Consider the following 14,177-nt stretch of genomic DNA (forward strand, 5'->3'; position numbering starts at 1 on the left):
TTCAGGCCTCGAAGTCTGGCAGGTGTGCAAAATTGATGGGCAGTGGAAGATCTTGTCCGTTGCCTGGACGATCTATCCATAGTCACAGCTGACAGCCAACAGCGCTCCAGAGAACAAGGCGAGCTTATGCCTGGTGATTGCGCCGGACCGCTGAAGAAAAGTGAAATCGGACTGAAATCAGTGAAATCTGGGACAGACGGAAATGACCCCAACTGATTCGTCCCAAGTCCACGTCGGGAAATTCGCCTTTCTGTGATTCTGTGATTTCGAACCGAGAGGAGCGTCTTCATGGAGACTTTATTTCAAGATATTCGCTATGGTTTGCGCATGCTGGTCGAGAAGCCCACATTCACGATCGTGGCTGTCCTGACGCTGGCTCTGGGCGTGGGAGCCAACACGGCCATTTTCAGCATCGTGAACGCCGTGCTGCTCCGTTCTCTTCCGTTCCCCGACCCCGACCGTCTCGTAAGGATCTACTTTAACAACCCAGGGGTAGGATTGCGGGGCGTTCGGTTTTCCGTTCCGGAATTCGACGATCTTAGAACGCAGACGGATGTGTTCGAAGATGTGAGTGTCATCGTTTCGGGCCCCACAAACCTGACCGGTGCCGAACAGCCCGAACATTTGGAAATGGTCGAGGTTTCTCCCAACTATTTTTCCATGCTCGGCGCCACTCCCGAACTAGGACGCTTATTTGGTCACCAGGACTTCGCGCTCGGTTTCGCGCCCGTGGTCGTGATCAGCGATGCCTTGTGGCGCCGATCTTATGGGGCTGATCCTGGCGTCCTCGGCCGCAGCCTCCGCCTCGATAACGATCTATACACCATTGTAGGTGTACTTTCTCCCGGATTTCGCCACCCCGGACCGACCATTCCAGCCGTGGAGGTGTGGATTACCTGCGGATTCAGTGGCGATCCGTACCCAGCGCCGGCGCGTGGCCTGCGCATACTACCAGGGGCAATCGGTCGTCTCAAACCGGGCCTCACCCTAGCGCAAGCTCAGGCGCGGCTTGATGCCCTGACTGCTAATTTGCGTCGCGAATTTGCGAATGATTACCCTCCGCAAGCCAAATGGACGATTGAGATTGTGCCGTTGCAGCAATCGTTGGTGGGTAAGGTTCGGCCGATGCTGGTCGTGTTGATGGCTGCCGTAATCTTAATCGTTTTCGTCGTGTCTCTAAACATTGGCAGCCTGCTTCTGGCGCGCGCCTCTGGACGACAGCAAGAGATGGCAGTGCGCTCGGCGATGGGAGCGAGCGGGGGCAGAATGATTCGGCAGATGCTCACCGAATCGCTGTTGCTGGCTTTCATCGGGGGAATCGCAGGGCTCACGACGGCGGCGATTACGCTGAAAATCGTCTTGCGATTTGTGCCTGCGAATCTTCCGCGGCTGGGCGAAGTAAACATTGATTGGCGGGTGCTGGGATTTGCGTTACTGATTTCGGTCGCGACCGGGCTACTGTTTGGCCTGGCTCCCGCGATTCATTCCTCGAAGGCGGGACTTGCGAGCACGATGCGCGAGGGCTCGCGCGGCTCGGGCTACAGTGCGAAGGCCGGGCGCATGCGCGATGCGCTGATGGTGTCGCAGCTGGCTTTTGCGGTAGTGCTGATGGTCGGCGCGGGGCTCTTATTGGAAACACTGCGCGATTTGTTGCGGCAGAATCCGGGCTTCAATCCATCGCAAGTGGTCACGGCGAATATCTATCTGCCGCACCCAAATAATCCGCAGCTCGATCCATATCTCACCTTCGCGCAGCAGATTCCGTTTAATCGCGAACTGCTGCGGCGCGCGAACGCGATTCCCGGCGTGGAGTTGGCGGCGATTACGTCCAATTTGCCGGCCGCCGACACAATTAACAGCGATTCGGCGGCCTACGGCGCCACGAATCACAATTCGCTGGCCATCGAAGACCGGCCCACGGAATCCTCGGGAGATTTGAGCGCCGAAATTATCCGCATCAGCCCGGATTATTTTCGGGTGATACAAACACCGCTGGTGGAAGGCCGCTTTTTCAGCGAAGCCGACGAGAACGGCAAATTGCCCGTGGTAATCATCGATGAGGCGACGGCAAGACGCTACTGGTGGCCGGATCATGATCCGGTGGGCCGGCGCCTGCGTATCCGGTTGCGTTTCGGGCAGAATCCTGTGAATCCGTGGAGCACCGTGGTGGGCGTGGTGAAAGATGTCAAGCACGACGGGCTTGATGTCGATGGCGTGCCGCACCTCTATGTTCCGCTGAATCAATTTGTCGGGCGGACGTTGAGCTTGGCGCTGCGAACTTCGTTGCCAACGAGCACGCTGGAGGCGCAAATTCGCGGCGCGATTCAGAGCGTAGATCCGGGGCTGCCGGTGTTCAACGTCACCTCGATGGATGAAGTACTGGATGCATCGCTGGCATCGCGCAGATTTTCGGCGAATTTGGTGGCGGGATTTGCGGGGGGGGCGCTCTTGCTGGCCTCGATCGGAATTTACGGCTTGCTGGCCTATATGGTTGGCCAAAGATCACGCGAGATTGGTCTCCGATTGGCGTTGGGTGCCCAGCGAGCGGATATCTTGCGACTTGTCATGGGAAAAGGTGTAGTCCTGGCTGGCCTCGGAATTGTGGCCGGCATGATATTTTCCGCTTCTACCGCCTCGATGATGGCAAGTTTGCTCTACGGCGTTCGCCCGCATGATCCGGCTGTGTTTCTGATCGTGCCTCTGCTTTTACTTGCAGTGGCCGTGCTGGCTAGCTACCTCCCAGCCCGGCGCGCGACGAAAGTGGACCCGATGAATGCCTTACATGAAAGCTAAAACTGCGAGGCTGGAAACGTAACCGACTGCCAAGGAGAAGAAAGTGTCCGTTTACGAAAGGCTAGAGGCTCTCAACATCGGAAGATGCGGCGTCGATGCTAGTCAACCGCGAAACTTTAGCATAGGCGTTTGCTACTTGAAAAGCGTATGTGGCCGCAGAATTGGTCGTCTACTCGATACTCTACGAATGCTGGAGTTGCCGCAAAGCGGTCTGGATATAACGCTCACCATTAGGATGGGTGATACGCGCCGGGCGCCAAATTCCAATCGGAGCGGATGACGGGCAATCCAGAAGCAACCCGAGTCATGGGCCCAAATCTTTTGTGCCAGCTTAGGGGGTCACCCCAACCAACTGGGAACAAATCGAGAACAAATTGGGAACAAACTATCGAGGAACACCCGTGAAATAAGTCGATCAACATATACGTAAGTCGTTGAGAAGCAAAGACGGGCTAGTATTTCATCCGGCTCATAACCCGAAGGTCGCCAGTTTAAATCTGGCCCCCGCAACCAAATTCAAGAGCTCAGTCTCCCCCATCCGGAGCTGGGCTTTTTTGTTGGAGTAACGTAAATCGGGGTGCCGCAGGCATCTCGGGCTTTGCGATGCCTGCGAACTATAACCCACCCTGGTAAGGCCGGCTCATGATCCCGCGAGGTCCCGCCTCAGACACCGTGCCTTCCATCTGCCACAACGAATCCGAAGCGATCGCTTTGGACGCTCTTAACGTCGTCTCGGCGTGCATACATGCGCCACTCCGCCCAAAAATGGATTATGGAGATGCGACCCCAGTTTATAGCTCCAGGAAATTTGGGGTCACGTCATTCCAATCTCCAAATGAGACCTGGCGTTCTGGAAGATCTCGGCCAATTGCTGGTCTGCCTCATTTTATCTTCGAACCGACGGATGGTGCCAGAGAAGGTGACCTACTCCAAATATATCGCATCGCTGAAATGGAGATTGGAAAGACCCGAATGGCGCTTGTATCGCTGTTCATCATGTGTTCTCTATGTTTTCCCCCGCCTCAGGTTGAGCACGATGCCCTCAATCAACTGCCGGGCAGTCACCACCCTAGTCGCCTTCCATTCCTTGGGAAAATGTCGGGTGTTGCCTGTAACCAGGAAGTTGGCTGAACCAGCCTCAGCACACTCAAGGAACCGATTGTCTGGATCATCTTTCGAGGCGGAAACTATTCTTGTCGGCGTAACCAATCGGGCAATATGGCGGATTTGGGTGAGGGCATGATCTATGTGTTTGGGATCAAAACCCAGCTTGCGACGGTGCAGAACCTGGGCGTACTCGTCCAAAATCGGCTCAGAAAGGATCAGCGACAGCCGCCTATTTAGCGCCAAATCCAACACCGCCGCCTCCAGACCGCCCTCGTTGAGGAAGGCCGAGACCACAATGTTGGTGTCCAGCACGACCGCGATCATTTGGCGGCGGCTTTACTGGTCTGCTTTGCCTGCGCACGCCCTTGCTTCCGGACGGCTTTGATCTCCCGGCTGATCTCCCGAGCAGTCAGCTGATTGAGACCTTGGCGCTTGGCCTCAGCCCGGATGGCCTTCAGCCACTGAGGGGCTGGGGCCAGAGCCTTAATGTAATCCCGGATGCCCATGATGATCACCTTGGGTTCCCCCCGACGGCCAACGACAAAGCGTTCGTCTTTTTGGCTGGCCCGCTTGATGATCTGCCCGAGTTGGGTCCGGGCGGTGAGTGCTGAAATGATATTTGTCATCGCTGCAGTGCTTTTAATGGTAAATCCTCCATTGAACTAATTAATTAGTTCATTTATATTCTATAGTTACGCGCAAGAAATGTCAAAAAATTCGTGGGGTCCGACCTTTCCAATTTCCATTTGCGAATGGAGACTGGAGAGGTCTGACCCAAAATTCTGTCTTCAAAAAACAGGGGGTGTTGCAGCAGAATCAATTGATTGCACCTGACCCGAGTCTTTGCTTTTTCATGTCGCCAAGTGCGACGGGACGTCGCACCGTCCGAGACTTGCGACCTTACTCGTATCTCAGCGCCTGCATCGGATCGATCTTCGTTGCGCGACGTGCGGGAAGATAAAGTGCGAGCAGCGCTACACCGGCGAGAGATGTCCCAACGACCAGGAGGGTCACGGGGTCACTCGGCTGCACTCCGTAAAGGAGTTTCGAGACGAAGCGACTCAGAAGGCTCGCGACCAACCATCCGAGCGTCGCGCCTATGCGCGTGAGCGCCGCGCCCTGTCGCACAACCAGTCCCACGACATTGGCACGTCGGGCTCCGAGAGCCATCCGGATCCCAATCTCGTGTGTTCTCCGTTCCACCGCGAAGGCAAGCACACTGTACAAACCGATTGCCACGAGCACCACGGCGATGATCCCCGCCCCAACCAGCAGGAGGGCGGAAAGCCGTTCCTGACCGAGCCCCTCATCTCGGAAGGATTTCAGCGTCCATGCGTCGGTGACGGGCAGGTCCATGTCAAGCGCTTGGATTTCTCGGCGGATTGGGGCCGCCAGCGTCAAGGGATTTCCGACCGTACGTGCCTCCAGGCTTACGTCGCTGCGGTACATTTGTGATAAGGGGACGTAGAAGCAAGGATTCAGGGGAGCCCGGTAATTCCGAAATTTACCATCCCGGACCACTCCGATGATTTCCGCCATCTGGTTGTCGCGCGTTAGCCGGAACTTCTGTCCCACAGGATCCATTCCGGGCCAGAATTGCCGTGCCATCTCTTCATTTATGACTGACACGGCGGGCGCACCTGCTCGGTCGTCGTGGCTGAAAACCCTCCCGCGCAGCAGGGGAATTCCAATGGTCTTGAAGTATTCTTCGGAGACTATGTTGAAGTCCGTCTGTCGGGGTTCATCGCCAGGGTGAATGGCCACATCGGTACCTCCCCGCCGGCCGCCCATCGGAACCATCCACACAAAAGCCGTGCTGTTTACTCCCGGGAGTGTGCGGACGGAATTCAGGAGGTTCGAATAGAACCGCATTCCGCGCGCCTGGTCATACTTCTGGGTGGGGAGGTTCAATTTCAGTAGAAAAACCTTCCCCGGGTCCAGCGTGACGTCCGCCGATTGAGCGTTGAGCAATGTGCGTACAAACAGACCCGCTCCAATCAAGAGGACGACGGATAAAGCCACCTGGGCCACTATAAAAATCTGTTGCATTCCGAGCCGAAATCCTCCCGACAGAGAACTCGATTCGCCCTTGAGAGTGGAGACGAGATTCGTCCGAAAGCTTTGTCGAACCGGGATGACACCAAACAAGACGCCTGTCAAACAGGCGAGCACCAGGGAGATGGAAAGAACACGAACATTCAAGCTCGTTTGAAGCAACAGGGGCATGTTGAACGGTCGATGAAAGCTCGAGAGAAAGTGTGTGGCGAGGAGGGCCATCACCAACCCTGCAGCAGCGGCCGGTAATGTTATCATCAAGCTCTCGGTGAGAAGTTGCTGAAACAGACGCCCTTTACTCGCACCCAGCGCCAGGCGGACCCCGAATTCGCTTTGCCTTTTGACCCCTCGGGCCAGCATAAGGCTCGCTACATTTGAACAGGCAATGAGGAGCACCAAGACAGCGATCGCCATGAGCATCATGAGGAACGCAAGAGCCTCCTCTCGGGAATCGGTTCTGAGACGCCCCTCGTTCGCGGACACGAGCATTGCCGCCCGGTCGTTTGGACCATTCGGCCAATTCTTCCAGACATTCACCCACTCTGTTTGTTTAAGCTGTGAGGTGAGATTCACAAACTCAGACTCGGCTTCGGCGAAATTCACCCCGGGCTTCAATCGCCCGGTCACCGAGATCCACGTGTTGCCTTGGTAGTGCTGGAGATCCTTGCCTGCGGCATACGTCGCAAGGACGGGGTACATCATCACAGGAACCCAGAAGTCAGGCTTGGCATCGCGATCCAGCCGTAACCCCGTGAATTCCGGCCCTGCAATCCCGATAATAGTAAAGCTCACGCCATTGATGACCACCTGTTGACCCAGAGCGCCGCGATTCGTAGCGAAGTATTGCTGCCATGCTTGGTGAGCAAGCACCACGACGGGGTTCCGCCCGGGAACGGCATCCTCCTCGGCAAGGAACGTTCGTCCTGCGACGAGCCTGGCTCCCAACACGGAAAAATAATTGGCGCTGACCATTTCCCCGGAAACTCTAACCATCTGGTTGCCGAAACGGAAATTGGCATCCACCCCGCTGTATGCGGCCAGGCCTGAAAAGGTTCGGTTACGTTCCTTATAAAAGAGGTAGTCCGGAAAGGACATTGCGTCGAACACGGAGGAATTACGTGGGGATCGGTAAAACAACGAGACGAGGCGATCGGACTGGGGAAGCGGCAAAGGCTGCAAAATGAGCACGTCCAGAAAACTGAATATTGCCGTGTTTGCACCAATTCCGAGCGCCAGTGTGATAATGGCGATAGCAGCCAACCCGCGATCCTTCGCCAGTCCGCGGAGGGCGTAGCGCATGTCTTGGGTCACTTGTTCGAGCCAGTTCAAACCTGACATGATCGGTTCACTCTTGCCTCGTTGTCATAGGCTTACAATGGTTGCCGGCCAACCGAGCGACGCCGTGCCCCAAGGTCAAGGCTCCATCGTATATTGTATACCCAACCCAAAGCACCACTGGGGAAAAGGCAAATCCACCGATGAGGGTCTGGTCTTTCCGATCTCCAATTGAGATTTTGCGCTCTGGCCGGGTGGCGCATACATGCGTTCTTTGTCCGCCCAGGCGGATGAGATGCAACCCCCCAGCCCCTGCTATGTTTTTACTCCCTTTTTCTGAAACCCTTCCCCCGCGTAATGATCATCATGTCCAAACTCCGCCGCTTTTATGAAGAGAGTAATCTTCACTACATCACCTGCAGCATCTATCGGCGCACCCGCGCGTTTGATTCCGATGGGTGGCACACCCTATTCGTCACAGCACCCCGATTCATCGGGGTGACAACGAGTCCGGCAGAACAAAAGGGAACCGTTTCCAACGGTTTCCTGAGAGCGGCCCAGTGCAATGGAAAGGCAGCCATCCTATGGGCGACTCGATCCAACCATAGGAAACCAATAAATCGGTTCAAAGAACGGCAGAGGAGGAGCCGCGAACACCCCGATGAATCGGGGTGCTCTGAAGATTTGAGCGAGTAAGATTTCAGAATGAAGATAATCGAAGTGCGCGCCACCCCGCTCAATAAAAATGTTGCTTGGGGCCCTTTGGCGGTGCTAGGATTCGCCCTTCCCATGAACAACAGGGTAGCTTCCACAGCGTTCGCCAAGAACGGCTTTCCAGGCGTCAGCCCTCCGCCTTGGATTGCGAAAACTCGCAGGAAAAACCGTGAAACGGTGCCGGTCAACGAAGCCGGGCCGGCACGGGCGCTCTGTCAGACAAGATAAAGCCGGACTGGCCGTCTCAACTTCTTTCGCAACGCGCGGAACCGGGAGACACCATGGATGCCCCTCGCTGGCAACGAATCCAAACGTTATTTCACAAAGCCGCCGAGCTTCCGGAGTCGGAGCAGGAAGCCTTTCTGAAGTCATCCTGTGCCGGCGATGACGCGTTGATCTCAGAAGTCCTGGCGATGCTGGAAGCCGACCACCGGAGCGGCTCGCTCCTCGACCTCGACATGGCTCACGTGGCGCACCAGATGCTCACGGGCGCAGATCCGCTGCCAAGCACCAGAGAATTCGGACCCTACCTTATTAAAGAAGTACTCGGGGAAGGCGGGATGGGCGTGGTGTACCTTGCTGAACGCAAGGACCTCGGGAACCAGGTCGCGATCAAGATTCTGCGGGATGCCTGGCTTTCACCGGCGCGCCGCGAGCGTTTCGCCAGCGAGCAGCGAATGCTGGCGCAACTCAATCATCCGTCGATCGCGCGCCTCTACGACGCCGATACGCTGGCCGATGGCACGCCCTGGTTTGTTATGGAGTACGTTGACGGGCTGCCGCTCACCGATTATTGCCAGAAGCAGAACTGCTCCATCGAGCGCCGGTTGCAGTTGTTCCGCCAGGTCTGCGAGGCGGTGCAGTATGCCCACGGGCACGCCGTCATTCACCGCGATCTGAAGCCCTCGAACATCTTCGTAAAGGAGGATGGCAGCGTCCGTCTGCTCGATTTTGGAATCGCGAAGCAGCTCGAAAGCCTGGACACCCCGGTGGACCACACGCGCACCGTGGTGCAGCTCATGACGCCGGCCTATGCGGCGCCCGAACAGATGCGCGGCGAGAGCGTCGGGGCGCACACCGATGTCTACTCCCTGGGGGTGATTCTTTATCAGTTGCTGACCGACCGGCTGCCTTTTGAGTTCTCCCGTCTCACGCCACTTGAGGCCGTCGAGGTCGTGACGGAGCAGGAAGCGGGGAAACCGTCCACCGTCGAGAGCCAGTTCAGATCGGCACTCAGCCGAACCGCCTGGGCTGATCTTGATGTGCTGTGCCTGACGGCAATGCACAAGGATCCGGCGCGTCGCTATCGTTCGGTCGAAGCGCTCATGCGCGACATTGACCATTACCTGAAGGGCGAGCCCTTGGAAGCGCAGCCCGATAGCCTGCCCTACCGGGTGGGTAAGTTCGTCCGGCGCAACCGGCGCGCTGTCTCCGCGGCCGCCCTGGTTTTCTTGATCGTTACGGGGCTGGTAGTTTTCTTTACCCTCCGCCTCGCAAGAGCCCGCAATATCGCGTTGGCCGAGGCCGCCCGCGTCGAGCGCATCCAGCACTTCATGATGAACCTGTTCGAGGGCGGTGATGAAGCGGCCGGGCCTGCCGATTCCTTGCGGGTGACCACCCTGGTCGACCGGGGCGTGCAAGAGGCAGAGACCCTGAACACCGATCCCAAGGTGCAGGCCGAGCTTTTCGAGAACCTTGGCAGCATCTACCAGAAGTTGGGCAAACTCGACCGGGCGGACTCCCTGCTGCGGCGCGCCCTGGAGCAGCGAAAATCCCTGTTCGGCGCCGACAGCCTGGAAGCCGCCGAGAGCCTGATTGAGCTCGGCCTGCTTCGCGATTCGCAGGGAAAGTTCGACGAGGCGGAGCGCCTTGTCCGTCAAGGACTCGATATCGACCGGCGTAAACTCCCTCCGAATCATGCCGCCGTAGGAAGGGCCACGGCCACTCTAGGGAGAGTCCTGGAAGACCGGGGCCGCTACCCACAGGCCATTGAGGTGCTGGAACAAGCCGTTCGGATGCAGTCCCAGGAGGGCAATGCCCCTTCTGATCTGGCGGAAACGCTTACGGAGCTGGCCAACTCCCATTTCTACGCGGGTCATTACCAGACCTCCGAATCCCTGAACCGCCGCGTGATGGCCATGGACCGTCAGCTTTACGGCGAACGGCATCCCCACGTGGCCGACGACCTGATCAATCTCGGAGCCATCCAATTTGACCTGGGCCACTACAAGGAGGCTGAGCAATACGACCGCCAGGCGCTCGATATTGTCCGTTCGTTTTACGGAGAAGATCATCCCGAGACCGCCTCGACGCTGACTCTGCTGGGCCGGGCCCTCGTGGCGCAAGGTCGCGACGGGGACGCCGCCGCCATCCTCGAGCAGGCGCTTGCGGTCCAGGAGCATGTTTATGGGAAGATCCATCCGCGGGTCGCCTCCGCGCTCAACGAGCTCGGCAATGCCGCGAAGCAACTGGGAAACCTCGATGAGGCGGAAGCCGACTTCAAACGCGCGGCCGAGATTTATCGTTCCGTGTACGGAGGCAAGCACTACTACATCGGCATCGCTGTGGCGAACCTGGCCGGAGTGTACGTGGAGCGGAAACAATACCCGAAGGCGGAAGCGCTTTTCCGTGAGGCCCTCGGCATTTACAGCCAATCGCTTTCGCCGGACCACTTGAACGTCGGCATTGGCCGGGTCAGGTTGGGGCATGTGCTCGTGCTGGAACATCGCTATTCGGAGGCGGAAGGAGAGAGTCGGGCCGGTTACGAGATTTTGATGAAGCAGTCGAGCTCCCCCGCCAAATGGCTGCGCATGGCTCGGGAGGATTTGGCCGAAGAATACGGCGCGCTCAAACAACCCGAGAAGGCCAGGGAATTCAGCACCGAACTCACGGCGGCTGCGAAGAATTAGCCACTGGATCAAGCGGGGACAGACACCTGCTTTTACGACTCCCCCCAATTGATTTCAAAAAAGGTGTCAGTCCCCTTCGTCCGATCAAGCGGGGACAGACACCTGCGTTTATGACGGCCTCCAATTGATTTCAAAAAAGGTGTCAGTCCCCTTCGTCCGCCCTTCGTCCGATCAAGCGGGGACAGACACCTGCATTTATGACTCCTTCCAATTGATTTCAAAAAAAGGTGTCAGTCCCCTTCGCCCCCTTCGCCCAAGATGGGTGGCTGTCCATGGTCTCAAAACTCAAAATCCAGGGAAAACTGGACCCGCCGGGCGCCGGCACCTTCAATCGGCTGGCCCAAGCCTGCCAGAGGAGCCTGGTTCGATCCGAAGACCGGGTCGATCTTCAAAACATTGGGGTGATTGAACAGATTGAACGCCTCCGCAACCAGATCGAGGCGGGCGGACTTGCCAAATGGAAAGTACTTCAGCACACGAAAATCCGTCGTGGCGAGTCCCGGTGTCCGGAGCGAGTTTCTTCCCTGCCCGAGCGGTCTCGTGGAGAGCGGGAATGCGTGACTGCGATTGGAGTCGAGCCCGGTGAGCGGGTCGACCGGCCGGCCGGTCCCTAAAGTGACAATCGCGGCCACTTCAATGTGACTGAAAATTCGTGAGGCCCAGTCGTGATGGGCCCCCTGCATGCTCCCCTCTTCCTTGTCCTCGCCGATAGGCAGGTCCCAGAGGGCGTTGAAGACAAAGCGCTGGTGCTGGTCCAGATTAGAAAGCGCCCGTTCCGCCCGGAGATTGAAAGGATTTTCAGGTTGCTCTTCGAAATCTGACGCATCGTCAATCGTCTTCGACAACGTGTACGCCGCTGAGAACTCCAACTCGTCAGACATTCTCCGATTGAACGAAAACGAGACGCCCTGGTAGGTCGAACTGGCCGAATCTTCGATCTGGTAGATCCCGTCAAAACGCGGGTCGACGCGGCCCGGACCGAAAACTTCCCTCCCCACCTGTTGTGGCGTAGGATCAAGGATACCGAGGCGGGCGGCGTTGGCAGGCGTCAGGGCGACTGGTGACAGAAGATTGATGTTTCGTGTGCGAGACAGATGGACCCCGCGCACCATAAGGTAGTCGGCGCGGAGTGTTAGGTGGCGGGCCAATTGATACTCCGCTCCGGCACTGGCTTGTAGGCTGTAGGGAGTGGCGAGATTCGGATCGGGGCGGAAGATTGAAGGTGCAATACCCGATGCAGGAGCCAAGAGCGGCCCTCCCCCTGCCGCCGCGAACAGACTTGCTGCCTGGGGACCATCGGCAACCTGCTCAAACGCGTGCGTGCCGTCCTTTTCAACACCCCGAACCAGATTCGCCAGAACGTACCGATCGAAGAAGATCCCCCACCCTGCCCGAATAACCCACTTCGGAGAAGGGCTCCAAGCCAGGCCAATCCGAGGACTCACGTTACCTGTGTCCTGATTGAACCCCGAGGGGAGATGCTCGAAATCAAAGCGCACGCCCAGATCCAGCGTGACCTGTGATGTCAGCGACCAGTGATCCTGCACGAAGGCGCCGAAGGTCGCCACCGGGAAATTAACATTGGTACTTCCAAAAGCCTGACGAAACTGGTCCGGTTGGCCGTTCAGAAAATCGCTGAGATCCCCAAAAAGATAAACGCCCCCAAAGCCGTCTCCTACCGACGCATCCAGGTCGACCCGACTCGCCGTCCCGCCTGCTTTGAAGAGGTGCTTACCGCAGGTGCGCGCATAGGTGTATCCCGCCTGGTAGTGATTTTCGTGGCGCGCGCTTGTGCCGCCATACGGACGGCCAAAGTCGCCCAGCCCAGCGATGACAATCTCCGGGCCTAAGGAATCATTCGTACGCAGCGCGGCACGCCGTGTTGAAACCTGGAACCGCAGGTCACCCACCGCTTCCGAACCGTACACCGAGGTAAGCGAGCCGGAAAGCGACTGATCGCTGGTAAAGCTGCTGCCACGCCCGCTCGCATCCACAAGGCCCGCGGTGTTGAATGCATCGCTTGACTCTTTATTATTCGTGAAGGCATAACGCAGCATGAGCGATGTGTTTTCCTTGAGCTGGTGATCGAGTCTGCCGGCGGCTTCAGTCTCGGCGCGGGCAATTGGAAAGAAGTTTGTCGCGATCGGCCGGGTACTGAGCCGGGAAAATGCCCCGGTGGCAAGGAGTGCGTTGATTGCCAACGCGAGGTCCGGGCTGATGTCCGTGCTGCTTTGGCCGCGGTTATGTTCCTGCTCGATGGCGGCGTAGTAGAAGGTGCGGTTTTTGACGACCGGTCCGCCGAGTGCAAACCCGGTGCGGTAACGTCGGAACGCCGGCCTGCCCGGGGTCGTCTCGAAGGGATCCCGTGCGTTCAACGCGCTATCCTGCGCAAAAATAAATGCGTCCCCGTGAATCGTGTTCGTCCCGGACCGCGTGATCACGTTGATCGAACCCCCCGAGGCTCCGCCCGATTCCGCGGAAAGACCATTGTTGACGACCTGAAACTCCTGCACGATTTCCGGCGAAAGCTCAATGCGGCTCGAACCCGTGTACTCATCGTTGTTGTCCAGGCCATCGATCGAGACATTGTTGCTCCGGGTCCGCAGGCCGCCAAACGTGAAGCCGCTCCCCGCGAGGGGTGTGCCTCCACTGGCGCCCGATGCCGGAGGCGAGCCCGAGACACCGGGCGCCAGCAAGACGAAATCCAGGTAGTTGCGAGTTCGCACCGGCAACTCTTCGATTCTTTCTTTGTCCACCGACGAAACAACCGAGGTCTGGGAAGGATCAATGGAGGACGGTTGCGCGTTTACTGTGACCTCGGAAGACGCGGACGCGAGAACTAGGACAATATTCAGGTGAACGGTCGCGCCGAGAGGCAATCCCACGCCCGCCAGCCGATAAGGTGCAAAGGCCGGATACTCGATGCGCACTTCATAAGTCCCCGCGGGGAGTTCTCCCGCATGGAAGGCCCCCCGATCATCGGTCGCAACCGTGCGCATCTGATTTGTTTCCGTGTTTCGCAGCGCCACCTTGGCATTGGATATCGCGCCTCCGCTACTGTCGCGGACGGTACCCTCAACCGTCGCCCCTACTTTTGACACTTGAGCACTTGTATCCATACCCCTCACAAAAATTAGAAACAATGCCGTCAAGACAATAAAACCCGTTCGTGCATGAAGCGAATTCCCTTGCAGAAACATATCAGTCCACCTCTCCGGAAATAAGAGCACAGTCCCGGCGAACTTCATCGAGCGTGAGGTTTGCGACAAATCTTTACGCCGATCGGGAGACACCGGGTCAATGGAGCATGAAAAGGAAGCTGAA

General features: G+C 57.6%; 6 protein-coding genes. 2 read left to right on the top strand and 4 right to left on the bottom strand.

What is annotated here, in order from left to right; genetic code table 11:
• Positions 1-288: 288 nt before the first annotated feature.
• Complete coding sequence (locus LAO21_08675) at positions 289-2,793, top strand: ABC transporter permease (GenBank protein ID MBZ5552778.1); 2,505 nt, start codon at positions 289-291, stop codon at positions 2,791-2,793.
• A gap of 1,005 nt (positions 2,794-3,798) precedes the next feature.
• Here LAO21_08675 and LAO21_08680 read toward each other — a convergent pair.
• The 3 genes from LAO21_08680 to LAO21_08690 all read right to left on the bottom strand — a co-directional run bounded on the left by LAO21_08680 (position 3,799) and on the right by LAO21_08690 (position 7,293).
• A complete protein-coding gene (locus tag LAO21_08680; protein MBZ5552779.1) occupies positions 3,799-4,224 on the bottom strand; it encodes a putative toxin-antitoxin system toxin component, PIN family in 426 nt (141 codons plus the stop codon).
• Positions 4,221-4,526 carry a type II toxin-antitoxin system Phd/YefM family antitoxin gene (locus LAO21_08685; protein ID MBZ5552780.1) on the bottom strand — a complete coding sequence of 102 codons (306 nt, stop codon included), beginning with the start codon at positions 4,524-4,526 and terminating at the stop codon, positions 4,221-4,223. Before LAO21_08685 ends, LAO21_08680 begins: the two co-directional genes overlap by 4 nt.
• Before the next feature lie 274 nt (positions 4,527-4,800).
• Complete coding sequence (locus LAO21_08690) at positions 4,801-7,293, bottom strand: ABC transporter permease (GenBank protein ID MBZ5552781.1); 2,493 nt, start codon at positions 7,291-7,293, stop codon at positions 4,801-4,803.
• Between the two features lie 932 nt (positions 7,294-8,225).
• Between LAO21_08690 and LAO21_08695 the strand changes: the two genes are divergently transcribed.
• Complete coding sequence (locus LAO21_08695) at positions 8,226-10,853, top strand: serine/threonine-protein kinase (protein ID MBZ5552782.1); 2,628 nt, start codon at positions 8,226-8,228, stop codon at positions 10,851-10,853.
• 278 nt (positions 10,854-11,131) lie between these two features.
• Here the strand turns inward: LAO21_08695 and LAO21_08700 are convergent, their stop codons facing one another.
• On the bottom strand, positions 11,132-13,972 hold the full coding sequence (locus LAO21_08700; protein ID MBZ5552783.1) for a TonB-dependent receptor: 2,841 nt from the start codon (positions 13,970-13,972) through the stop codon (positions 11,132-11,134).
• Positions 13,973-14,177: the final 205 nt, after the last annotated feature.

This window comes from Terriglobia bacterium, from assembly GCA_020073085.1.
Classification (GTDB): Bacteria; Acidobacteriota; Terriglobia; order JAIQFV01; family JAIQFV01; genus JAIQFV01.